Raw genomic sequence first — 24,377 nt, forward strand, 5'->3', positions numbered from 1 at the left:
AATGGCAACTCCAAGTCATCGTCAAGAAAATCAACGTGTGTATATTTTGCACACCTATCCTTTTAAAGAGACAAGTTTAATCGCAGAAATTTTCTCAGAAAAATTTGGCCGCATACCAGTGGTTGCTAAAGGCGCGCGTCGTCCGCGATCATCCACTCGCGGTATGCTTCAGTCTTTTCAAGTGCTCCTTGCAAATTGGTCAGGAAAATCTGAACTCAAAAGTTTAAACGGATTGGAATGGTGCGAGAAACTCACCATCTTAGAAGGTGATGCATTGATGTGTGGCTTTTATCTTAATGAATTGATGATTCGTTTATTACCTAGAGATGAGCCTCACACCGAACTCTTTCATTTTTATCATGAAACAATTTTAGCCTTAAGTGATGGTCGAGAGCTCACCATCACATTACGACGGTTCGAGTTAAAACTTTTACAAGCTTTAGGCTATGCGGTCACTTTAGATTACGATGAAGATTCAAACCCGATTATCCCTGATAAAATATACCGTTATGAAGCCGAATACGGTGCCTGTGATTTAACGAAGACCGATCGCGGCATTAAAGTTTTAGGTAAAACGCTCCTTGATATGGCAAATGACCAATATCAGGATAAAGAGACACAGCAACAAAGTAAGCAATTGATGCGTTATTTATTAGGTTTTTATTTAGGCGACAAACCCCTTCATTCTAAACAGCTCTTTGTCGACTTACAAGGATAAGACAGATTATGATTAGGCTCGGTATTAATATTGATCACGTAGCAACGCTGAGACAAGCGCGAGGGACGAAGTACCCAAGTGTGGTTGAGGCGGCTCTCCGAGCTGAGCAAGCAGGTGCTGATAGTATTACACTTCATCTTCGTGAAGATCGTCGTCATATGCAAGACGAAGACATCTTTGCGATTCGACCCCTCCTTCAAACAAAAATGAATTTAGAGTTAGCTGCGACTGATGAAATGATTGCGATTGCGTCACGTGTCAAACCTCAAGATGTATGTATTGTTCCTGAAAGACGTGAAGAGCGAACCACCGAAGGTGGCTTAAATATTAAAGAGACCTATGATCATCTATATCGTGCAACACAAACATTAGGAGAGCAAGGGTGTCGCGTTTCTCTTTTTATTGCTCCCGATTTAAAAGACATTGATCTCGCAAAAAAAATGGGCGCACCTGTGGTTGAAATTCATACCGGTAGTTATGCTGATGCTGAAGATGAAGGCACCAAACAAAAAGAATTTAAACGCGTTCAAGATGCGGCAGAACATGCCTTATCTTTAGGCCTTGTCGTAAATGCAGGTCATGGTCTTCATTATCATAATGTGAATTTAATCGCTGGGATTCCCGGTATTGAAGAACTTAATATTGGACACGCAATTGTAGCGCACGCACTATTTGTAGGTTGGGACAATGCAGTACGTGAAATGAAATTATTATTACGTACCTATGCGAAGTAATGTTTAAAAAGATAATCCTATTATGATCTTTGGTATTGGTACTGACGTTGTTGAAGTTTCTCGCATTCATGACTCCATTGAAAAATTTGGCGATACATTTGCACGCCGAATCTTAAGTGACTCCGAATTTGAGAGTTATCTAAAGTCATCTACACAATCTCGTTTCTTAGCAAAACGTTTTGCCGCGAAAGAAGCTTTTGCAAAAGCATTAGGTACCGGTTTTAGATCACCCGTTCGCTTTCAAAATATTATCGTAGGTCATGACGATCTAGGAAAACCTATTCTAGAATTTGATGAAGCATTAAAAAGTTACTTAAAAGAAAAAAATATCTTAAGTCAGCATATTTCTATTTCAGATGAAAAGAATATTGCAACTGCCTTTGTGGTTCTCGAAACTTAAAACATCCTATGGAAGACATTGATTTCAATCGACGCTTTGGTGGAGTCGAACGTCTTTATGGAAAAAAAGCGTTAGATCGTTTTAAGTATGCACACGTGTGTGTAGTGGGCATTGGTGGCGTAGGCTCTTGGGCAGCTGAAGCGCTAGGTCGCAATGCGATTGGAAAAATCACGCTGATTGATTTAGATCATATTGCCGAATCGAATATCAATCGACAAATTCACGCACTCACAAGTACCCTTGGAAAATCTAAAGTGCTAGCCATGAAAGAAAGAATGCTCGAAATCAATCCCATGTGTGAGATTCATATCGTCGATGACTTTATTTCTCATGAAAATATAGAGACACTCATCACATCTCATTTTGATATCGTGATTGACGCCATTGATCAGGCATCTATTAAAACAAGTTTAGCGCTTCACGCTTTAAGTAAAAATATTCCGCTTGTGATGACAGGGGGCGCTGGTGGCCGTATTGATCCATCAAGCATCAAAATTGCTGATTTAAGTTTAACCCATGGGGATAGACTGACCGCTAAGATTCGGCATGACGTTAAAAAAGCTTTGCAATTAAAGGAATCACAAAAAGTAGGTATTGATGTCGTCTTCACAGATGAAGTCATGATAAAGCCTGAGGGTGCTTGTGATACGGATGAGTCACTGACAGGCCTTCATTGTGGCGGTTTTGGATCCAGTGTTATGGTAACAGCCACTTTTGGATTGATGGCAGCATCACTTGCTTTAAAGAAAATACGCTAAAAAGTTTTTTTCACCCTTGAAATTTAATTTGTGATCCCCATTTTAAGTGTCATCCCATATTAATTTTTTTAAAAAAGGTAATAGACATGGCAACAAAAGAAAATGCATCTGAAAAATTAGTCTTCCAGGCAGAGGTGAAGCAACTTCTTCATCTCATGATTCACTCTTTATATAGTAATAAAGAAATCGTGATTCGTGAATTGATCTCTAATGCGAGTGACGCTGCTGATAAGTTACGCTTCGAAGCGCTTAAAGATGCGAGCCTTTATGAAAAAGATTCTGAATTAAAAATTAGATTAAGCTTTGATAAAAAGCAACGCACTTTAACTATCTCTGATAACGGTATTGGTATGAGTCGAGATGAGGTCATTAGTAATATTGGTACGATTGCGAGATCAGGCACAAAAGAATTCTTAAATAATTTAACAGGCGACCAAGCTAAAGATGCGAATTTAATCGGTCAGTTTGGTGTTGGTTTTTATTCCTCATTTATTATTGCCGACCGCGTGACGGTGATCACAAGACGTGCAGGCGCGTCACAAGGTATTCAATGGGAATCGCAAGGTGAGGGTGAGTACACTATCAGTGAAATAGAAAAAGCTTCGCGCGGTACCGACGTCATCTTGCACCTTAAAAAAGATGAAGATGAATTCTTAAGTGACTGGACCTTGAAAAGCATTATCAAGAAATATTCAGACCACATCACGCTTCCTATCGTCATGAAAAAATCAGAATGGAAAGATGGTGAAGAAGTGCCTACAGATGAAGATGAGACTGTGAATGCAGCTTCAGCACTCTGGGCGCGAAATAAAAATGAGATTAAGGAAACTGAATATCACGAGTTCTATAAAAATCTTTCTTACGATCAAGAGCCACCTCTCACCTATGCACATAATCGCATTGAAGGTAAGCAAGAATATATTTCACTCCTTTATATACCAGCGAAAGCACCCTTCGATTTATTTGATCGCGAACGTCATCATGGCGTGAAGCTTTACGTGAAACGTATCTTCATCATGGAAGCTTCAGAAAAACTTATGCCGAATTATTTACGCTTTATTAAAGGGGTGATTGATAGTGCTGATCTTCCTTTAAATGTATCGCGAGAAATTTTACAAGACAGTAAAGAGGTTGAAGCGATTCGCGCAGGCTCTACTAAAAAGATTCTAGATCTTCTGGACGAGATGAGTGAAAAAAAACCTGACGACTATAAAAATTTCTGGAAAGAATTTGGTGCGGTGATGAAAGAAGGTCACAGTGAAGATTTTGCGAACCGAGAAAAAATTGCAAAACTTTTCCGTTTCAATTCCACACACGAAGCATCTAATGCACAAGTGGTATCTTTAAAAGATTATGTCGCTCGCATGAAGGATGGACAAGAAGTAATTTACTATATCACTGCTGATTCCTATGAAGCAGCAAAGCATAGCCCGCACTTAGAAATTTTTAATAAGAAAGGTATTGAAGTTTTATTGCTCAGTGATCGCGTTGATGAGTGGCTACTTTCTACATTCAATGAATTCGAAGGTAAGAAATTACAATCGATTGCAAAAGGTGATCTTGATTTAGGAAAGCTAGAAGACGAAAAAGAAAAAGAAGAGAAAAAGAAAATCGAGAAGGATGCAAAATCTCTCGTTGAAAAAATTCAAAAAGCATTAGGCGATAAAGTGAAAGAAGTAAAAGTCACGCATCGTTTAACGGACTCACCCGCATGCTTGGTGGCTGGAGAGCACGATTTATCAGGCAATCTAGAGCGCATGTTAAAAGCTGCAGGACAAAAAACACCAGACACCAAACCGATTTTAGAAATCAACCCCACGCATAAGCTCATTCAAAAGCTTGAAAATACAGGTGACTCAGCTCGCTTCAATGATTTTGCTGAAGTGATTTTTGATCAAGCGTTGATTTCTGAGGGGGGTCAATTAAAGGATCCGGTCGCTTTTGTAAAGAAAATTAACCAATTTTTAGTCGAATAGCCTTGATTTTAGGGCTGGATATGTTTGACAGCCCTTCAAAAAAGATGCTATAGTCTCACCTCTCTGCGTCATGTACGCAGATCGATCGCGGGGTGGAGCAGTCTGGCAGCTCGTCGGGCTCATAACCCGAAGGTCACAGGTTCAAATCCTGTCCCCGCAACCAAGATCAAATACTGTTCTTTAACAAATAGACAACTGATAAGTGTGGGTGCTTATAGTTTTAAGACAAATCCTTATGGCGCGACAAGGGTCAAACTTTGTTCGTCATAAGGATCTCAAAATATAAGTGCTTTACACTTTTTAAATTTATGACAAGACACTTAGCTTAATTTATTAGGCTAATAACCTTATCAATGAATTTGAGATTTAATAAAGCAAATGCAATATACCGATCCTTTCGTAAGGAAGGATCAAGTAATAGTTTTGGATTAAACTGAAGAGTTTGATCCTGGCTCAGATTGAACGCTGGCGGAATGCTTTACACATGCAAGTCGAACGGCAGCACGGAGAGCTTGCTCTCTGGTGGCGAGTGGCGAACGGGTGAGTAATATATCGGAACGTGTCCAATAATGGGGGATAACGAGTCGAAAGATTCGCTAATACCGCATACGCCCTACGGGGGAAAGCAGGGGATCGTAAGACCTTGCGTTAATGGAGCGGCCGATATCTGATTAGCTTGTTGGTGAGGTAAAGGCTCACCAAGGCGACGATCAGTAGCTGGTTTGAGAGAACGACCAGCCACACTGGAACTGAGACACGGTCCAGACTCCTACGGGAGGCAGCAGTGGGGAATTTTGGACAATGGGGGCAACCCTGATCCAGCCATTCCGCGTGAGTGAAGAAGGCCTTCGGGTTGTAAAGCTCTTTCGCAAGGGAAGAAAACTTATGATCGAATAAATCATGAGGTTGACGGTACCTTGATAAGAAGCACCGGCTAACTACGTGCCAGCAGCCGCGGTAATACGTAGGGTGCGAGCGTTAATCGGAATTACTGGGCGTAAAGCGTGCGCAGGCGGTTTTGTAAGTCGGATGTGAAATCCCCGGGCTCAACCTGGGAACTGCGTTCGAAACTGCAAGGCTAGAGTGTGTCAGAGGGGGGTAGAATTCCACGTGTAGCAGTGAAATGCGTAGAGATGTGGAGGAATACCAATGGCGAAGGCAGCCCCCTGGGATAACACTGACGCTCATGCACGAAAGCGTGGGGAGCAAACAGGATTAGATACCCTGGTAGTCCACGCCCTAAACGATGTCAACTAGTTGTTGGTAGAGTAAAATCTATGAGTAACGTAGCTAACGCGTGAAGTTGACCGCCTGGGGAGTACGGTCGCAAGATTAAAACTCAAAGGAATTGACGGGGGCCCGCACAAGCGGTGGATTATGTGGATTAATTCGATGCAACGCGAAAAACCTTACCTGGCCTTGACATGTACCGAATTGAGCAGAGATGTTCAAGTGCTCGAAAGAGAACGGTAACACAGGTGCTGCATGGCTGTCGTCAGCTCGTGTCGTGAGATGTTGGGTTAAGTCCCGCAACGAGCGCAACCCTTGCCATTAATTGCCATCATTTAGTTGGGCACTTTAATGGGACTGCCGGTGACAAACCGGAGGAAGGTGGGGATGACGTCAAGTCCTCATGGCCCTTATGGCCAGGGCTTCACACGTAATACAATGGTCGGTACAGAGGGTTGCCAACCCGCGAGGGGGAGCCAATCCCAGAAAGCCGATCGTAGTCCGGATTGTAGTCTGCAACTCGACTGCATGAAGTCGGAATCGCTAGTAATCGCGGATCAGCATGTCGCGGTGAATACGTTCCCGGGCCTTGTACACACCGCCCGTCACACCATGGGAGTGGGTTTTACCAGAAGTAGTTAGTCTAACCGTAAGGAAGACGATTACCACGGTAGGATTCATGACTGGGGTGAAGTCGTAACAAGGTAGCCGTATCGGAAGGTGCGGCTGGATCACCTCCTTTCTAGAGAACGTCTTGAACTATCAAGCATTCACACTTATCAGTTGTTAGGCATTATCAAAGAAACATTGGCCCGTTTTATTTAAGGGGTCTGTAGCTCAGCTGGTTAGAGCACCGTCTTGATAAGGCGGGGGTCGTTGGTTCGAGCCCAACCAGACCCACCAGATTTAATCTTTTTTTCCGAAACTTGGGGGATTAGCTCAGCTGGGAGAGCACCTGCTTTGCAAGCAGGGGGTCGTCGGTTCGATCCCGTCATCCTCCACCAATTCTTTGATAAGTAAAGATAAGCCTTAAGGGTTGTGATTCACAATCTTTAACGCTTAGCTTTAATGCTAAGTTCGTTCTTTAACAAAATGGAAGAAGTAAAGTGAATTTATCTGACTTGTGATGAGCAGATAAATTCAAATGGGTAATTGATTGCAAAATCAGAAACAACATATGACTTTGTTTATACCTTATATATGTAGCTTTTTATAAGGATATGAATATGGGTCTTAAGTTGCTTTAGAAAAACTTATAACAAGACGTCTCATGCGTCACCAAAATTTGAGTTTAAAAGGGCTCAGGTTTTAATGTTATAGGGTCAAGTGAATAAGTGCATATGGCGGATGCCTTGGCGATTACAGGCGATGAAGGACGTGGTAGTCTACGAAAATTTTCGGGGAGCTGGCAAACAAGCTTTGATCCGGAAGTGTCCGAATGGGGAAACCCACCCGCAAGGGTATCTATCTCTGAATATATAGGAGACAAGAGGCGAACCGAGTGAACTGAAACATCTAAGTAACTCGAGGAAAAGAAATCAACCGAGATTCCGATAGTAGTGGCGAGCGAAATCGGAGCAGCCTGTTATTTTTAGCACACGTGTTAGTAGAACGGAATGGAAAGTCCGGCCATAGAGGGTGATAGCCCCTTATACGAAAACCCGTGTGTGGAACTAGGATAACGACAAGTAGGGCGGGACACGTGAAATCCTGTCTGAATATGGGGGGACCATCCTCCAAGGCTAAATACTCGTAATCGACCGATAGTGAACTAGTACCGTGAGGGAAAGGTAAAAAGAACCCCGGAAGGGGAGTGAAATAGATCCTGAAACCGTATGCATACAAACAGTGGGAGCCCGCAAGGGTGACTGCGTACCTTTTGTATAATGGGTCAGCGACTTACATTCAGTAGCAAGCTTAACCGATAGGGGAGGCGCAGCGAAAGCGAGTCCTAATAGGGCGATTCAGTTGCTGGGTGTAGACCCGAAACCAAGTGATCTATCCATGGCCAGGATGAAGGTGCGGTAACACGTACTGGAGGTCCGAACCCACAAATGTTGAAAAATTTGGGGATGAGCTGTGGATAGGGGTGAAAGGCTAAACAAACTTGGAGATAGCTGGTTCTCTCCGAAAACTATTTAGGTAGTACCTCGTATATCATTCTCGGGGGTAGAGCACTGTTATAGCTAGGGGGGTCATAAGACCTTACCAAACTATTGCAAACTCCGAATACTGAGAAATGTAATTACGGGAGACAGTCCATGGGTGCTAACGTCCGTGGACAAGAGGGAAACAACCCAGACCGACAGCTAAGGTCCCAAATGACGTGCTAAGTGGAAAACGAAGTGGGAAGGCATAGACAGCTAGGAGGTTGGCTTAGAAGCAGCCACCCTTTAAAGAAAGCGTAATAGCTCACTAGTCGAGTCGTCCTGCGCGGAAGATGTAACGGGGCTAAGCACGTAACCGAAGCTTCGGGTGCATATTTATATGCGCGGTAGGAGAGCGTTCTGTAAGCCTGCGAAGGTGTCTTGTGAAGGATGCTGGAGGTATCAGAAGTGCGAATGCTGACATGAGTAGCGATAAAGAGTGTGAAAAGCACTCTCGCCGAAAGCCCAAGGTTTCCTGCACAACGTTCATCGGTGCAGGGTGAGTCGGCCCCTAAGGCGAGGCAGAAATGCGTAGTCGATGGGAAACAGGTTAATATTCCTGTACCTCAATTTAATGCGATGTGGGGACGGAGAAGGTTAAGTCAGCCGGGTGTTGGATGTCCCGGTTCAAGCGTGTAGACAGATTCTTTAGGCAAATCCGGAGAGTCAATGTCAAGGCGTGATAACGAGTGAGCTTGCTCATGAAGTGACTGATACCATGCTTCCAAGAAAAGCCACTAAGCTTCAGTTAAGTTGAGACCGTACCGCAAACCGACACAGGTGGGCAGGATGAGAATTCTAAGGCGCTTGAGAGAACCCAGGAGAAGGAACTCGGCAAACTAGCACCGTAACTTCGGGAGAAGGTGCGCCCCGGTAGGTTGTAGCAATTTACTTGCGAAGGCCGATGGGGTTGCAGTGAAAAGGTGGCTGCGACTGTTTAATAAAAACACAGCACTGTGCAAACACGAAAGTGGACGTATACGGTGTGACGCCTGCCCGGTGCCGGAAGGTTAAATGATGGGGTGCAAGCTCTTGATTGAAGCCCCGGTAAACGGCGGCCGTAACTATAACGGTCCTAAGGTAGCGAAATTCCTTGTCGGGTAAGTTCCGACCCGCACGAATGGCGTAACGATGGCCACACTGTCTCCTCTTGGGACTCAGCGAAGTTGAAATGTTTGTGAAGATGCAATCTACCCGCGGCTAGACGGAAAGACCCCATGAACCTTTACTGTAGCTTTACATTGGACTTTGACAAGATCTGTGTAGGATAGGTGGGAGACGTTGAAGCGCGGTCGCTAGATCGTGTGGAGTCAACCTTGAAATACCACCCTGATGTTGTTGAGGTTCTAACCTAGACCCCGAAACGGGGTTGGGGACCGTGTATGGTGGGCAGTTTGACTGGGGCGGTCTCCTCCCAAAGAGTAACGGAGGAGTGCGAAGGTAACCTAGGTACGGTCGGAAATCGTACTGATAGTGCAATGGCATAAGGTTGCTTGACTGCGAGACGGACAGGTCGAGCAGGTGCGAAAGCAGGTCATAGTGATCCGGTGGTTCTGTATGGAAGGGCCATCGCTCAACGGATAAAAGGTACTCTGGGGATAACAGGCTGATTCCTCCCAAGAGTTCATATCGACGGGGGAGTTTGGCACCTCGATGTCGGCTCATCACATCCTGGGGCTGTAGCCGGTCCCAAGGGTATGGCTGTTCGCCATTTAAAGTGGTACGTGAGCTGGGTTTAAAACGTCGTGAGACAGTTTGGTCCCTATCTGCCGTGGGCGTTGGAAGTTTGAGGGGGGCTGCTCCTAGTACGAGAGGACCGGAGTGGACAGATCTCTGGTGGACCGGTTGTCATGCCAATGGCATAGCCGGGTAGCTAAATCTGGAAGAGATAAGCGCTGAAAGCATCTAAGCGCGAAACTCGCCTCGAGATGATACTTCCCTGTGCTTTAAGCACACTAAAGAGTCGTTCAAGACCAGGACGTTGATAGGTCGGGTGTGGAAGCGTAGTAATACGTTAAGCTAACCGATACTAATTGCTCGTGAGGCTTGATCCTATAACCTTAAGACTTGTTCTTTTTAAGGGTTTATAAGATTTTTTTAAAGCTGACTTTGTAATCAAAACACACAATAACTTTACTTCTTCATATTTTGTCCGAATTCGAGACATTGATCTTTGATCAGTATCTCAGCCAGTTTGCTTGGCGGACATAGAGAGTTGGAACCACTCCTTCCCATCCCGAACAGGACAGTGAAACGACTTATCGCCAATGATAGTATGCTTTTTGCATGCGAAAGTAGGTCACTGCCAAGCTTCTTATAATTAAAAAACCCTAACCTCAGAATTGAGCTTAGGGTTTTTTTATTGTCTGTAACTTTTGAAATTAAATTTTTTGTGATGTATCTTTGAGTGTTGCTGTTCGATTGAAAATAGGTTGATTCGGTTTTGAATCTTTTACATCTGCAACGAAATAGCCATGACGTTCAAATTGAAATTGCTCACCTGGTTGAATTGATTCTAAACTTTTTTCTAATTCTGCTTCAATAGTGACGCATGAATTAGGATTGAGCTGTTCTAGATAGTTAGTATAATGACTGCCAGGATGTTCTGCGCTAAAAAGTTTGTCGTACAAACGAATTGTTCCGTGATAACAATGTTTTTTAGACACCCAATGAATGTTGCCTTTGACCTTCACGCTATCACTTCCAGGGGTGCCTGATTTTGTGTCAGGCAAATATTCGCATAATACTTTTGTGACCTTACCATTTGCATCTTTTTCAAAAGACGTGCACTTCACTACATAGCCATATCTGAGACGTACCATATTACCTGGATATAATCTGAAGAATTGTTTTGAAGGCTCTTCCATAAAATCTTCGCGTTCAATCCAAAGCGACTTAGATAATTTAACGATACGCTTTTCTAATTCAGGTTTTAATGGATGATTAGGTGCAAAACAATCTTCCTCAAAATTTTCTGGGTAGTTTGTAATTTCAAGTTCAATCGGATCTAAAACTGCAATGCGTCTCTCGCAAGAGACATTTAAAACTTCACGCATAGACTCTTCGAGCGTTGCATAGTCAATCCATGAATCGGCTTTGGAGACACCAATGCGATCGGTAAATAGTTTAAAGCCTTCAGGTGTGTAACCACGACGACGGGCACCTTCTAACGTCGGAAGTCTTGGATCATCCCAGCCGGTCACATGTTTATCTTCAACGAGTTCAATCAACTTTCTTTTTGAAAGTACAGCGTAGGTTAAATTAAGCCTTGCGAATTCATACTGACGTGGCTGAGGTTTTGAAAGCAATCCATTCTCAATGAGGCGATCTAAAATCCAATCATAGAATGGGCGTTGATCTTCAAATTCTAATGTACAAATAGAATGCGTAATTTTTTCTAAGGCATCTTCAATAGGATGCGCAAAGGTATACATCGGATAAATACACCATGTATCACCCGTGTTGTGATGGTGTGCACGTTTAATGCGATAGATGGCAGGATCGCGCAGATTAATATTGGGGGAAGCCATATCAATTTTGGCACGTAAGATCATCGATCCATCAGGATATTTGCCATCACGCATTTCACGGAACCATGTGAGATGTTCTTCTATGGATTTATCTCGCCACGGAGAATTTTTACCTGGCTCAGTGAGGGTGCCGCGATTGATACGAATTTCATCAGGTGTTTGTTTGTCGACATAAGCGTGACCCGATTGAATAAGCGATTCAGCCGCTTGATACATAAAGTCGAAATAGTTACTCGCAAAATAAAGATGAGAAGTTTTATTTTGTTCCCATGAGAAACCTAACCATGACACATTGCTTTTAATACTATCGACATATTCTTGATTTTCTTTTTCAGGATTGGTGTCATCAAAACGTAAATGACAAATGCCGTCATAATCTTTAGCTAATCCAAAGTTTAAGAAAATACTCTTTGCGTGCCCTATATGAAGATAGCCATTAGGCTCAGGGGGAAATCGCGTTCTGATTTTAGCTTCATCCATCGGTGCTTTTTCATGATGTGAGGCGTCACCAGGCGAACCTGCCCATGTTTTACCCTCAAAACTTTTATTCGCTAAATCGCGCTCAATGACGCCACGGATAAAGTTGGAAGGTGCCTGAGTTATTGTTTTATGGTCTGACATAATAGAACGATATTCTACACTGAAATGATGGCTTCTCTAGCCCCAATCCCTTGATCTTAAAGCTAAAAAAGATCCGCTATGATAAGATCAACTTTTGATTTTTAATCTAATACTCAATGCAACATAACCTCGTCTTTAAAGTGTTAGACGTTCTGTCTGATGGCAAATTTCACTCCGGTGAATCGATTGCGCAAACATTCGACATCTCTCGTGTGTCTGTCTGGAATGCCATTAAAAAAGCAGAGGAGTTCGGTGTAGAAATTTATTCTGTCCGTGGACGAGGTTACAAACTCATTCAGCCTATTATGCTTTTGAAAAAGTCCACCATTGAGCAGGTGATGGGGGAAATTCATCATTGGTTTCATCTAGAGATTTTCGATGTGATGGAGTCCACGAATAGTTATTTGATGGAAAAAGCTTCTTTAGGACATCCCCATGCATCGGTTGCGGCGACCCATATTCAAACCAAGGGTAGAGGTAGACGAGGCAGATCATGGCAATCAGCTTTAGGTGAAAGCTTAACGTTTTCACTCCTCTGGCGATTTAACGGAGGAGCGGCGACTCTTTCAGGCTTAAGTTTGGCTGTAGGGGTCGCGATCATTCGAAGCCTTCATCGCTTTGGTGTATTGAGCGCACAATTAAAATGGCCGAACGATGTATTGATTCAAGATGGATCGCAGTATAAAAAACTAGCGGGTATTTTGATTGAGCTTCAAGGTGATATGGAAGGGCAGAGTACTGCTGTGATTGGTATTGGTATTAATTTAAAGCTATCTAAAAAAAGTTTAAGTCAAATAGATCAGCCGGCGATTGATTTAAAAAGTATAAGTGTGGAGGATATTGATCCTAATGTATTATTGGGCCAGATCTTAAAGGATTTGGCGGACGTATTAGGCCAATTTAATACATCTAAGTTTGCATCTTTAAAAGAAGAGTGGATGAGCTATCACGTTTACCAGCACCAGATTGTGACCTTGTCTCTCGGAGATGGCAGATCTGTGACAGGTTTAGCACAAGGTGTCACTGATGATGGTGCGCTTATGATTGAAAACCCATCCAGTGGTATTGAAACATTCTCATCGGGTGAAATTACATTAAGAAAAGCATAAACATGTTTCTACTGATTGATATAGGTAATACAAAAACAAAATGGATGCTTCGTGACCAAGGAAAAGTCTATCAAGAGGATTCATTTTTAACAGAAGATATCGATCAAGATCACTTCTTGTTGAGTGACAAGATCCAAAAAATATTCATTTCAAATGTCGCTGGCTTTGAAAAAGAAGCGATATTAAAAATTAAACTTAAAAAATTTTCATGCCCTGTTGAGTTTGTGGAGACACCAAAAAAATGGAAACATCTTTTGAATATCTATGAAGATAGCTCATCCCTTGGTGTTGATCGTTGGCTATCTGCATTGAGTGTATCTAATAGCATAGAAAAAGCTACCGTGATTGTCTCGGTGGGGACTGCGGTGACGATTGATTATCTGAGTTTTGATAAAAAAGAGCATCAATATACATTTGAAGGTGGTGTGATCCTCCCAGGACTTCATCTTACAAAAAAGGTTTTATCTCAAAATACAGCGCGTTTAAAAAATGATGAGGGTGTATTTCAAGTACCAGCCACCAATACAGCCAATGCGATTCAATCTGGATTTATTTTAAGCGTTTTAGGTAATGTTAAATCTCTCTTTGATTTAGCATGGTCGAAGTCTAAAGATGTAAAGATTATTTTAAGTGGCGGGGATGCTGAGTATATTTATCAGCATTTAAGTGAAGATTTAAAGAGTCACACCATCATTAGAAAAGATTTAGTGCTCGATGGACTTTTTGTTCTAGCGAAGCATTAAAAAACGTTTTAGCGTTTTTTAATATAAAGATCAGTGATGGTACCTTCTTTAACTTCTGCTGCGAAGCACACAGTTTCAGAGAGTGTTGGATGTGGATGAATCGTTAAACCAAGGTCGTGTGCGTCAGCACCCATTTCAATGGCTAGTACTGTTTCAGAAATAAGTTCGCCTGCATTCACACCGGTAATACCTGCACCAATCAATCGATGTGTTTCTTTATCAAAAATAAGTTTAGTGGTCCCTTCGCTTCGATTATTAGATAGCGCGCGACCACTCGCGGCCCATGGGAAACTTGCCTTTTCAATGTCAATATTTTTTTGTTTCGCTTCTAATTCAGTGATACCTGCCCATGCGACTTCAGGATCGGTATACGCGACAGATGGAATGGTAAGCGCTTGGAATTCAACTTTATGTCCCGCAATGACTTCCGCTGCCACCTTACCTTCGTGCGTTGCTTTGTGAGCTAACATCGGTTGACCTACAATATCGCCAATCGCAAAGATGTGCGACACATTCGTTCGCATTTGTTTATTGACCGGAATAAATCCTTGGTCCGTGACAGTGACCCCTGCGAGTTCTGCTTTAATGGCTTTACCATTTGGACGTCTCCCAATTGCAATGAGGACGCGGTCATACATTTGAGATTCTGATTTACCTTCGCTTTCAAAGCCGACATGAATGCCGTCAGCTTTTGCTTCAATCGATGTGACTTTGGTATTGAGCATAATTTTTTCGAAGCGCTGCTCCATACGTTTTTGTAATGGACGCACTAAATCACGATCACATCCTTGGATGAGACCATCTGATAATTCAACGACACTGACTTTACTTCCAAGAGCGTCGTAAACGGTACCCATTTCTAAACCAATGATGCCACCACCCACAATGAGGAAACGTTTTGGAATGTCTTTTAGTTCCAATGCACCCGTCGAATCCATAATACGAGGATCATCCTTCACACCTGGGAATTTTGTGGATTGAGAACCGGCTGCAATAATGCAGTGTTCAAAACCTATCGTTTCAGTTTGGCCATCCGCTTTTGTCACTTTGATTTGATGCGATGCTGTAAATTCACCGACACCTTGAATCACGGTCACTTGTCTTTGTTTTGCCATCGCACTTAAACCTTGCGTCAATTTACCGACGACATCATTGGCTTTCCAGTGACGAATTTTTTCTAGGTCAATATAGGGTTCGCCAAAAGAGACACCATGGGCTGCTGTTTCTTCAGCCTCTGTGATCACTTTAGCGGTGTGTAGAAGTGCCTTGGATGGAATGCAACCGACATTAAGACATACACCACCCAAGGTGTCGTATCTCTCAATGAGAATCACTTTCTTACCTAAGTCAGCAGCACGGAATGCAGCGGTATAGCCACCAGGGCCTGAGCCTAAAACAACGAGCTCAGTTTCGTGTGTCGATACAGCATCCGATTTTTTTGTGACTGCTTGTGAAGTTATTTTAGGAGGGGATTCTTTTTTGATGTCTGCCTTTACTTCAGACTTCATCTCATTTTTAGTTTCAGCTTTTTGCGGTTTTGCATTGGATTCATTTAATTCGATGACAAGGATATTCGAACCCTGTTTTACTTTGTCGCCGACTTTTAAATCAATGCTTGTCACTTTACCTTCATGTGTGGATGGAATATCCATCGATGCTTTATCAGATTCAACCGTAATGAGTGAATCTTCTTTTTTAATGATGTCGCCAACCTTAACAATTACATCGATGACTTCAACGCTATCGAAGTTACCGATATCAGGTACCGTGATTTGAAAAGTATTAGCCATAAGAACTAGAGAAGGAGTCGTCTCACGTCAGATAACATCATGCGTAAGTGACTTGTAAAGCGGGCACCATCGGCACCATCAATCACACGGTGATCATATGAGAGTGAGAGTGGCAAGATAAGTCTTGCTTCAAATGTTTTTGTTTTAGGATCATAGATAGGTTCCATGGATGATCTCGATATACCAAGAATGGCCACTTCAGGACAATTAATAATCGGTGTAAATTTAGTACCACCAATGCCACCCAGACTTGAAATCGTAAAGCACCCACCTTGCATCTCTTCTAATTTAAGTTTGCGTTCACGTGCTTTCGCAGAAAGTTCACCTAAATCTTTTGCAATATCGAGCACATCTTTTTGGTGAACATCACGGACGACAGGGACCACTAAACCATCCGGTGTATCACATGCAAAACCGATGTTGTAATAACTTTTTAAAATGAGTTCATCTCCATTGGCGGATAGTGAAGCATTAAAGTTAGGATAAGTTTTAAGTGCATTCACAGATGCCTTCATGAGGAAAGCGAGCAGGGTAAGTTTCACGCCTTTTTTCTCAGCATCTAATTGCATCGATTTTCTGAATGCTTCGAGATCAGTAATATCTGCTTCATCAAATTGGGTCACGTGCGGTGCCGTCACCCAATTGCGATGAAGATTGGCACCTGATAGTTTTTTAATTTTTGAGAGTGGTTTAGTTTCGATCTCACCGTACTGACTAAAGTCAATCACAGGCATAGGCATCACGGTCGGTGCGTTACCCATATTGTCTGTGCGAGGTCTTGCCAACTCACCTTTCACATAACTTTGTACATCAGATTCAAGAATGCGATTTTTAGGACCCGACCCTTGAACGAATGCCAAATTAACACCAAGCTCACGCGCAAATTTTCTGACCGAAGGACTCGCGTGTGATTTTTTATTAGGTGCTACCACGACGCTATCCCCTATAGGGGCTGGTGTTTGCTGTGGCTTAATTTTTTGCGGAGGCTCAGGCGCTGGACGTGTGGGTTCAGGAATCAAAGCTTTCGGAGCCTCTTCTTTTTTAGTTTCTTTTATTTCTTCTTTTGCTTCTGATTTTTTGTCAGACTCCACAATATCAAGCATCAAAATAGGTGAGCCCTGTTTTATTTTGTCACCCACTTTTAAAAGAATTTCTTTCACCACACCACTATTTGGTGCTGGAATATCCATCGATGCTTTATCGGATTCGAGTGTGATCAATGGATCATCTTTTTTAATCGAGTCGCCGACCTTCGCAATGACTTCAATCACATCGACACTGTCGAAGTTACCTATATCGGGTACGAGTATTTTTTCAATAGCCATATTTACTGAGTCACCGGATTAGGTTTATTAGGATCAAGTTTAAATTTCTTAATTGCATCAGTCACGATAGATGATTTGATCTTACCTTCATCACTTAATGCTTTAAGTGTGGCGACCACGACATAATGACGATCGACTTCAAAGAACTGACGTAAATTTTCTCTTGAATCAGAACGTCCAAAACCATCGGTACCTAAAGCTACAAATGTATGTGGCAAGAAGACAGCGATTTGTTCTGCGAATGATTTCATATAATCAGTCGATGCAATGATAGGACCTTCTGCTTTTTTAAGAAGTTTTGTAATATGGGATTCTTTTTGCGGCTTATCAGGATTCATTCGATTCCAACGATCTATCTCTAATGCATCTTTACGAAGTTCGTTAAAGCTTGTGACGCTCCATACATCCGCTGAAACACCATAATCATTTTCTAAGATTTTTTGTGCTTCAATCACTTCACGAAGAATGACACCACTTCCCATGAGCTGTACTTTCTCACCCTTGATTTTTGAAGTGGAGAATGGATACATACCCTTGATGATATCTGCCTCAACCCCTTTAGGCATTTCAGGGTGGCTATAATTTTCATTCATGAGGGTAATGTAATAGAACACATCCTCTTGATTTTCAACCATACGTTTTAAACCGTCTTGCATAATCACAGCAAGTTCGTATGAGAAGGTGGGGTCATAGGAAACGCAATTAGGAATCATCGCTGCCATCAGTTGGCTGTGACCATCTTCGTGTTGCAAGCCTTCACCATTTAATGTGGTGCGACCTGCAGTAGCGCCGAGTAAGAATCCGCGTGCACGGGAATCACCTGCTGCCCATGCAAGGTCACCAATGCGTTGGAAACCAAACATGGAATAGAAAATATAAAACGGAATCATTTGAATGCCGTTGACGGTATAGGAAGTGGCTGCTGCTACCCAGGATGAAAATGAGCCTGCTTCATTAATACCTTCTTCTAGAATCTGACCGTCTCGTTGTTCTTTATAGAACATCACTTGATCTGAATCTTGCGGTTCATACAATTGACCGACGGAAGAATAAATACCAAGCTGCCTAAACATACCCTCCATACCAAAGGTGCGCGCTTCATCGGGCACAATAGGTACAACATATTTACCGAGCTCTTTGTCACGTACAAGCGTTGATAAGATACGCACAAACGCCATCGTCGTTGAGATCTCACGTTCCCCTGTTGCGGTTAACATATTTTCGAACGTTGAAAGCGGTGGTGTTTTAAGTGCATTACCTTTACGTTTACGTTGTGGTACAAAACCACCGAGTGCTTCACGTCTTTCCATCATGTATTTAATTTCAGGTGAATCAGGTGCAGGTTTATGGAAAGATAATTTTTCAACTTCCTCATCCGTAATTTGTAAATCAAAACGATCACGGAAAGCTTTTAAAGAACTAATGTCCATGCTCTTTTGTTGGTGCGTAATATTTTGTCCCTCACCTGCATCACCCATGCCGTAACCTTTGACCGTTTTTGCCAACACGACGGAAGGTTGGCCCTTATGTGATGTCGCTGCGGCATATGCTGCATATACTTTATGAGGATCATGCCCACCACGATTTAAACGCCAGATATCTTGATCTGACATGGCCGCTACCATCTCTTTTAATTCTGGATATTTACCAAAGAAATGTTCGCGTGTGTAGGCACCACCTTTCGCTTTAAAGTTTTGGTATTCACCATCCACACATTCTTCCATACGTTTTTTAAGTAAGCCTGTTTTATCCATCGCGATTAAAGGATCCCAGTAAGAACCCCAAATCACTTTAATCACATTCCAACCTGAACCTCTAAAATCAGATTCAAGTTCTTGAATAATTTTGCCGTTACCACGCACAGGGCCATCGAGACGTTGTAGGTTACAGTTCACCACAAAAATGAGGTTATCGAGTTTTTCACGTGACGCTAATGAAATCGCACCCAATGATTCAGGCTCGTCCATTTCACCATCACCACAGAAGACCCAGACTTTACGATCTGATGTATCTGCAATACCGCGATCGTGTAAGTACTTTAAGAATCGCGCTTGGTAGATGCCCATGATGGGACCTAAGCCCATCGATACCGTGGGGAACTGCCAGAAATCAGGCATAAGCCATGGGTGAGGGTAGCTCGATAATCCCTTGCCCCCTGTTTCCATACGGAAATTAGAAAGTTGCTCTTCGTTGATACGGCCTTCTAGATAAGCTCTTGCATACACACCAGGGGATGAGTGACCTTGGAAATAGACAAGATCCCCTTGGAATTTATCATTCGCTGCTCTAAAAAAATGATTGAAGCCTACGTCATATAAAGTCGCTGCCGATTGGAAGCTTGCAATGTGACCCCCGACACCTGGTGACTTTTCATTCGCACGCAATACTGTCATGACTGCATTCCATCGAATGAGTGCACGGATACGACGTTCCATATCAGGGTTACCTGGATGGCGTTGCTGGAGGTGAGTCGGTATGGTGTTAAGGTAAGCGGTAGTCGCGTTGTATGGCAAATTAGCCCCAGATCGACGCGCTTGATCAATCATAGATTCAATCAAGAAATGAGCGCGTTCTACACCTTCCGTTTCAATGACGGCATTAAGAGCGTCAAGCCACTCTTGCGTTTCTTGATTGTCGATATCGGGTATAGATGCCATGTTTTAATATAACTCCAGAATTTTTATTAAGGACGCTAACGGTATAATAAGTGCTTTATTTACCTAGTGCCTAAAGGGGTTTTAAATTTTGTGAGTGATAACGCGTTGAATGAACTCATATACCTTTAAGTTTGGCGTTTTTAAGGCTTTGGGTCAAGTAAAAAAGTAAGTTGAAAGTGTGAAAAAAAGTAATATTCTATTGATTTTATTGATATTTTTTAATAGGACGTTCATTTAAGGATTAAAGCTTATGGCGATTCAAATTGTACAAAAAAGAGGTTTAGCGACAGAAAAAAACATCAAAGGGAGTCATCATCTTTTTGTGTTGGATAGCGCAACCTTAAAAACATTTCCGTTTCATAAGGAGCTTGATCGGAAACTCAAGCGTACCCATAAAAAAAGGGAGAGCTTGGCTAAATCACCTGTCACTATGGAGACTCAGAACGGGCATTTGTTAAGTTTTGTACTTTTAGATAAAAAAAATAATACGTTTCAACGCCACACTGCAATACGAAAAGCACTGCAACCTTTACTTTCAGAAAACCCTGACATGTTCACCATCGCAGTATTGGGTAGCGAAGATTTAAAAGAGCTCAATGCGCGCGCTGCTATTTATGTGGCACTCATGAATAGTCAAACCTTACCGAGTCGAAAGAAAGAAAATCTTAAAAAAAATATCAAATCAATTGAATTATTTGGGATTGAGATAAAAGACAAATTCATTGAAGAAGTCGCGATTGTCAGTGGCAATACTTTGACACGTGAACTCACCATGTTGCCACCCAATGAGCTCACACCTTCCATATACCGCACAAAAATTAAATCACTCGCAAAATCAAACGGCTGGAAAATGGAAGAGTTTGATATGACGAAATTAAAAAAGATGGGCGCAGGTTCTTTTGTGGCGGTAGGCCAAGGCTCTGAGCCGCAAGATGCAGCGATTGTGCATCTTACATACAAACCTAAGCACATTAAAAAAACGATTGCAGTTATTGGTAAAGGTATTTGTTTTGACACAGGCGGACATAATCTAAAACCTGCACGCTATATGCATGGCATGCACGAAGACATGAATGGTTCCGCAGTCTCTCTTGGTATTTTATTAACTGCAACTCTTTTAAAATTACCTATTCAAATTGATTGCTGGTTAGCGATTGCACAAAATCATATTGGACCTAAAGCTTATAAACAAAATGATGTGGTGAAATCTCTTAATGGTACTACCATTGAAATTATTCATACCGATGCAGAAGGGCGTATGGTCTTAGCAGATACACTAACCTTAGCATCTCGATTGAAACCTGACATGATGATGGACTTTGCAACACTCACCGGAAGTATGGCAACAGCATTGGGTGATCGTTACAGTGGCGTCATTTCAAATCGCGCTGAGTTATCTTGTTTGGCCGTCGGTGCTGGCAGTGATTCAGGCGAACGTATTGCTGCATTTCCATTCGATGAAGATTATGAAGAAGATTTGGAAAGCGGTATTGCTGATATCAAACAATGCACGCTTGAAGGTGGTGCAGATCACATTCATGCCGCACGTTTCTTAAATCGTTTTATTGAAAAAAATGTACCGTGGCTACATACTGATCTTTCATCAAGCAATCGAAAGGGTGGTCTTGGTGCCGCATTAAGTGAAGTGAATGGATTTGGTGTCAATTTTGGTATTCAAGTTTTGAAAAAATATTTACAGAAGTAATTTTAAAATTTTGCCCTCGTAGCTCAGTGGATAGAGCATCCCCCTCCTAAGGGGAGGGTCACACGTTCGATTCGTGTCGAGGGCGCCACTCTTTGAAGGTAGAATTTTTTTATGCAAATCACAGAAGACTTTTTAGAATGGATATCAAAGATTAATTTGATAGATATTTCTATTATTATTTTTTACTTGATCAATGTAGGCCTCTTAATTTTTTTTGTTATCAAAGGTATTAAAGCTTTAATGAAGTTTTACAAAAAAAGATAATCAGTGACTTACAGTATTGTCACGATTATAGATACTGAAGGTATGCCTCAAAAACAAAGAGATTCTGTAGTAAGTTTTTGTGCAGCCATATTTCTTATTTTTACCCTACCGAGTCATGCAGATATTGATAAAGAATCACTTAAATCCTCGTCTAACTTAAAGTTAAGTGGTTATCTAGAGAGCTATTATGTGAATCCCCGTCACAATGATGGCGATCTTCCAAACTATGTCTATAGCTATCAGCAAACAGAGCAGTTAAATATCAATCTGGGTCTCATCCAAGCCAAGTATTCAAGTGACGCCGTTCGTGCCAACTTAGGTATCGCTTCTGGTACTTTTATGCGCGCCAACTATGCTAAAGAGTCTGGCGTACTCAACAATTTATATCAGGCTAATATTGGTTTTCGTTTGTCCGATCATCAACAATGGTGGCTTGATATGGGTGTTCTTCCCTCACATATTGGTTTAGAAACTGCGAAAGGCAATGAGAATTGGGCCCTTACGCGTAGCTTGATGGCAGACAATACGCCTTACTTTGAAACCGGGGCTAAATTAAGTTTTACCAGTCAAGACCAGCGTTGGACTGTCGCTGGTTTAGTGCTGAATGGGTGGCAAAGAATCCGTCGCCAAGCTGATAACACTTTGCCTGCTATCGGACATTTAATTAGTTATCAGTCCCCCTCAGGCATATTGATTAACAGCAGTTCTTTTATTGGCAGTGACACGCCCGATCATGATAGAAAAATGCGCTACTTTCATCATTTCAATATGCAAATTCCTATGACCGAACAATTACAAATGCAATTGGCTTGGGATATTGGCGCCGAGCAAGCAGAAAAGTCGAGTAGTCGCTATTACGTTTGGCACGCTCCATTGATTCAGGCGCGATATCAATGGAATCCGGAGTGGTCAATGACAGCAAGACTTGAAGCCTATCAGGATCCTAAGGAAGTCATGATTCAAAGAGTTGGCGATCGTGGCTTTAGGGCGAGCGCTTTCTCTAGCAATATAGATTTTCGTCCGAATACATCCATCATGTATCGCATTGAGTTAAAAAAGATTAATGTTTCAGGCGATGATTCATATGAAGCTACACATCAGTCTCATGATAATTTGCTACTCACCACATTGCTCGCTTTGGAATTTTGATCCATCTCTTTATTCCATTAAATTTATCTTTATATCAATCCCACAATGTTGTGTAATAGATTCATGATATGTAAGTCACAAACATGAACATATATATAGAACCAAATATGGATAAGTCATCTCTTACATAGAACTGAATAAATCATGAAAAAAATAAATTTAGAAGAAGTGCGAAATTTTATTGAGGCGCAAACCATAGCGTCAAAAATTTATATTGGCTGCGATTCTGAAAGAATTAGAATTGGAAAAGATTGGTATGCAGATTATGTGATGGCTATTGTGGTTCATATCAATGGAAATAATGGATGCAAAATTTTTGGTGAGGTAGTTCGAGAGAGGGACTATGATCAAAAACAAAATAAACCGCGCTATCGTTTAATGAACGAGGTGTATAAGGTATCGGACTTGTACCTTAAATTAGCAGATATATTAGAAGAAAGAACTGTTGAAGTTCATCTCGATATTAATCCAGATGAGATGTTTGGATCTAATTGTGTGATCAATGAGGCCATTGGTTATATTCGTGGCACATGTAATGTCATTCCCATGGTCAAACCGAATGCATTTGCAGCCTCTTATGCTGCAGGAAAATTTAAAACGCTTGAAAGCTTAAAGGTCGCTGTCTAGCGCTTCTTCTTGAGGCAATGTCTGGCGACTCATCATGAGCATTCTGGATGCAGGTGTTTCTAAACTCATACGACCTAATAAACCTTGCCGATAATCATTCAATAAAGTCGAGGCGGCTCTTTCTAAATCTGCACCATGATTTTTAAGGGGGAACCCTTTTTTCTTGGCGATCCATTCTAAAAGTTGAATAGCATCCATTTTTAAATCTTCGAGTTTGTAGCGCGTTTTAATCAATGCTGGATAGGCTTCGAGAATGATGTGGCCTAATTTTTCAGCGACCTCTTCTTCGTAATAGGCATTCTTACCTATATTGTTATTGGCAGCTAATAAATCACCATCCGAGGGATGGCGAATTTTGGGCCACATCATGCCCGGGGTATCGACCAAAATCATGTGATCATTGATTTGATGACGTTGCTGTTGTTTAGTGATGGCGGGCTCATCACCGACTTTCGCAATGCGACGATTCAGAATTGCGTTCATGAGGGTTGATTTCCCAACGTTAGGCACACCCATAATCATCATACGAAGGGGTTTAATTGGATCGCCTCGGTGGGGTGCCAATGTTTTACAAATGTTAAGAATTTTTTTGGGCTCATTCACTTTTTTGCATGAGATCGCCATCGCTTTTGTATGCGGCATCTTATTGAAATATTGAATCCATTGCTCGGTAATCTTTGGATCCGCTAAGTCAGATTTATTGAGTATCTTAAGATGAGCACGTTGGCGCGCAGCACCAAGCTCTTTAATCATGGGGTTTTGAGACGCACCAGGGATTCTGGCATCTAATACTTCGATGACCACATCGGTAAATTCCATGGTTTCGGCCGCTTTTTTTTGCGCTGCCACCATGTGTCCTGGGAACCACTGAATACTCATGATTGATCTTTCATT

At 42.0% G+C, this 24,377-nt stretch carries 15 protein-coding genes, 4 tRNA genes and 3 rRNA genes; 17 read left to right on the forward strand and 5 right to left on the reverse strand.

Going from position 1 to position 24,377, the window contains the following annotated elements; translation table 11 throughout:
• Position 1: 1 nt before the first annotated feature.
• From recO to rrf, 11 genes are all read left to right on the forward strand, one after another.
• Entirely contained in the window at positions 2-718 is a 717-nt protein-coding gene (gene recO, locus FIT61_RS02325) for a DNA repair protein RecO (protein ID WP_139882971.1), read from the forward strand.
• Between the two features lie 8 nt (positions 719-726).
• On the forward strand, positions 727-1,452 hold the full coding sequence (gene pdxJ, locus FIT61_RS02330; RefSeq protein WP_139882973.1) for a pyridoxine 5'-phosphate synthase: 726 nt from the start codon (positions 727-729) through the stop codon (positions 1,450-1,452).
• 22 nt (positions 1,453-1,474) lie between these two features.
• Entirely contained in the window at positions 1,475-1,852 is a 378-nt protein-coding gene (gene acpS / locus FIT61_RS02335) for a holo-ACP synthase (RefSeq protein ID WP_139873240.1), read from the forward strand.
• Positions 1,853-1,860: 8 nt separating this feature from the next.
• The gene (locus FIT61_RS02340) at positions 1,861-2,610 is read left to right on the forward strand and encodes a tRNA threonylcarbamoyladenosine dehydratase (protein ID WP_139882974.1); all 750 of its coding nucleotides are present in this window, start codon (positions 1,861-1,863) and stop codon (positions 2,608-2,610) included.
• A gap of 86 nt (positions 2,611-2,696) precedes the next feature.
• Entirely contained in the window at positions 2,697-4,586 is a 1,890-nt protein-coding gene (gene htpG, locus FIT61_RS02345; protein WP_139882975.1) for a molecular chaperone HtpG, read from the forward strand.
• Between the two features lie 86 nt (positions 4,587-4,672).
• A tRNA-Met gene (locus FIT61_RS02350) sits at positions 4,673-4,749 on the forward strand.
• Between the two features lie 267 nt (positions 4,750-5,016).
• Positions 5,017-6,558: ribosomal RNA gene (locus tag FIT61_RS02355) — 16S ribosomal RNA — on the forward strand.
• Between the two features lie 84 nt (positions 6,559-6,642).
• Positions 6,643-6,719: transfer RNA gene (locus tag FIT61_RS02360), tRNA-Ile, on the forward strand.
• Positions 6,720-6,744: 25 nt separating this feature from the next.
• A tRNA-Ala gene (locus FIT61_RS02365) sits at positions 6,745-6,820 on the forward strand.
• 316 nt (positions 6,821-7,136) lie between these two features.
• Positions 7,137-10,017: ribosomal RNA gene (locus FIT61_RS02370) — 23S ribosomal RNA — on the forward strand.
• Positions 10,018-10,160: 143 nt separating this feature from the next.
• A 5S ribosomal RNA gene (gene rrf, locus FIT61_RS02375) occupies positions 10,161-10,274 on the forward strand.
• Together the 16S, 23S and 5S rRNA genes with 3 tRNA genes alongside form the textbook arrangement of a ribosomal RNA operon.
• A gap of 70 nt (positions 10,275-10,344) precedes the next feature.
• On the opposite strand, the gene FIT61_RS02380 is transcribed toward rrf, so the two are convergent.
• Positions 10,345-12,114: a glutamine--tRNA ligase/YqeY domain fusion protein gene (locus FIT61_RS02380; protein ID WP_139882977.1), complete on the reverse strand. Its 1,770-nt coding sequence runs from the start codon at positions 12,112-12,114 to the stop codon at positions 10,345-10,347.
• Positions 12,115-12,230: 116 nt separating this feature from the next.
• Here FIT61_RS02380 and FIT61_RS02385 point away from each other — a divergent pair, with 116 nt between their 5' ends.
• The gene (locus FIT61_RS02385) at positions 12,231-13,223 is read left to right on the forward strand and encodes a biotin--[acetyl-CoA-carboxylase] ligase (protein ID WP_139882978.1); all 993 of its coding nucleotides are present in this window, start codon (positions 12,231-12,233) and stop codon (positions 13,221-13,223) included.
• Between the two features lie 2 nt (positions 13,224-13,225).
• Positions 13,226-13,966: a type III pantothenate kinase gene (locus tag FIT61_RS02390; RefSeq protein ID WP_139882980.1), complete on the forward strand. Its 741-nt coding sequence runs from the start codon at positions 13,226-13,228 to the stop codon at positions 13,964-13,966.
• An 8-nt stretch (positions 13,967-13,974) separates the two neighbouring features.
• On the opposite strand, the gene lpdA is transcribed toward FIT61_RS02390, so the two are convergent.
• From lpdA to aceE, 3 genes are read right to left on the reverse strand one after another with little or no spacing between them, the layout of a single operon-like run.
• On the reverse strand, positions 13,975-15,756 hold the full coding sequence (lpdA, locus tag FIT61_RS02395) for a dihydrolipoyl dehydrogenase (protein WP_139882981.1): 1,782 nt from the start codon (positions 15,754-15,756) through the stop codon (positions 13,975-13,977).
• A gap of 5 nt (positions 15,757-15,761) precedes the next feature.
• Positions 15,762-17,081, reverse strand: a complete 1,320-nt coding sequence (aceF, locus tag FIT61_RS02400; protein ID WP_139882983.1) for a dihydrolipoyllysine-residue acetyltransferase — start codon at positions 17,079-17,081, stop codon at positions 15,762-15,764.
• A gap of 2 nt (positions 17,082-17,083) precedes the next feature.
• The gene (gene aceE / locus FIT61_RS02405; RefSeq protein WP_139882984.1) at positions 17,084-19,738 is read right to left on the reverse strand and encodes a pyruvate dehydrogenase (acetyl-transferring), homodimeric type; all 2,655 of its coding nucleotides are present in this window, start codon (positions 19,736-19,738) and stop codon (positions 17,084-17,086) included.
• Positions 19,739-19,988: 250 nt separating this feature from the next.
• Here aceE and FIT61_RS02410 point away from each other — a divergent pair, with 250 nt between their 5' ends.
• The 4 genes from FIT61_RS02410 (at position 19,989) to FIT61_RS02425 (ending at position 23,483) form a co-directional block, all read left to right on the forward strand.
• Entirely contained in the window at positions 19,989-21,443 is a 1,455-nt protein-coding gene (locus FIT61_RS02410; protein ID WP_139882986.1) for a M17 family metallopeptidase, read from the forward strand.
• 12 nt (positions 21,444-21,455) lie between these two features.
• Positions 21,456-21,531, forward strand: a tRNA-Arg gene (locus FIT61_RS02415).
• A gap of 179 nt (positions 21,532-21,710) precedes the next feature.
• A complete protein-coding gene (locus FIT61_RS02420) occupies positions 21,711-22,856 on the forward strand; it encodes an outer membrane beta-barrel protein (RefSeq protein WP_139882988.1) in 1,146 nt (381 codons plus the stop codon).
• A gap of 144 nt (positions 22,857-23,000) precedes the next feature.
• A complete protein-coding gene (locus FIT61_RS02425) occupies positions 23,001-23,483 on the forward strand; it encodes a ribonuclease H-like YkuK family protein (RefSeq protein ID WP_139882990.1) in 483 nt (160 codons plus the stop codon).
• On the opposite strand, the gene ylqF is transcribed toward FIT61_RS02425, so the two are convergent.
• A complete protein-coding gene (gene ylqF / locus FIT61_RS02430; protein ID WP_139882991.1) occupies positions 23,466-24,362 on the reverse strand; it encodes a ribosome biogenesis GTPase YlqF in 897 nt (298 codons plus the stop codon). The two genes, FIT61_RS02425 and ylqF, sit on opposite strands and share 18 nt — an antisense overlap.
• Between the last annotated feature and the right edge of the window lie 15 nt (positions 24,363-24,377).

The sequence above is a fragment of the Candidatus Methylopumilus rimovensis genome (genome assembly GCF_006364615.1).
Taxonomy (GTDB): Bacteria; Pseudomonadota; Gammaproteobacteria; order Burkholderiales; family Methylophilaceae; genus Methylopumilus; species Methylopumilus rimovensis.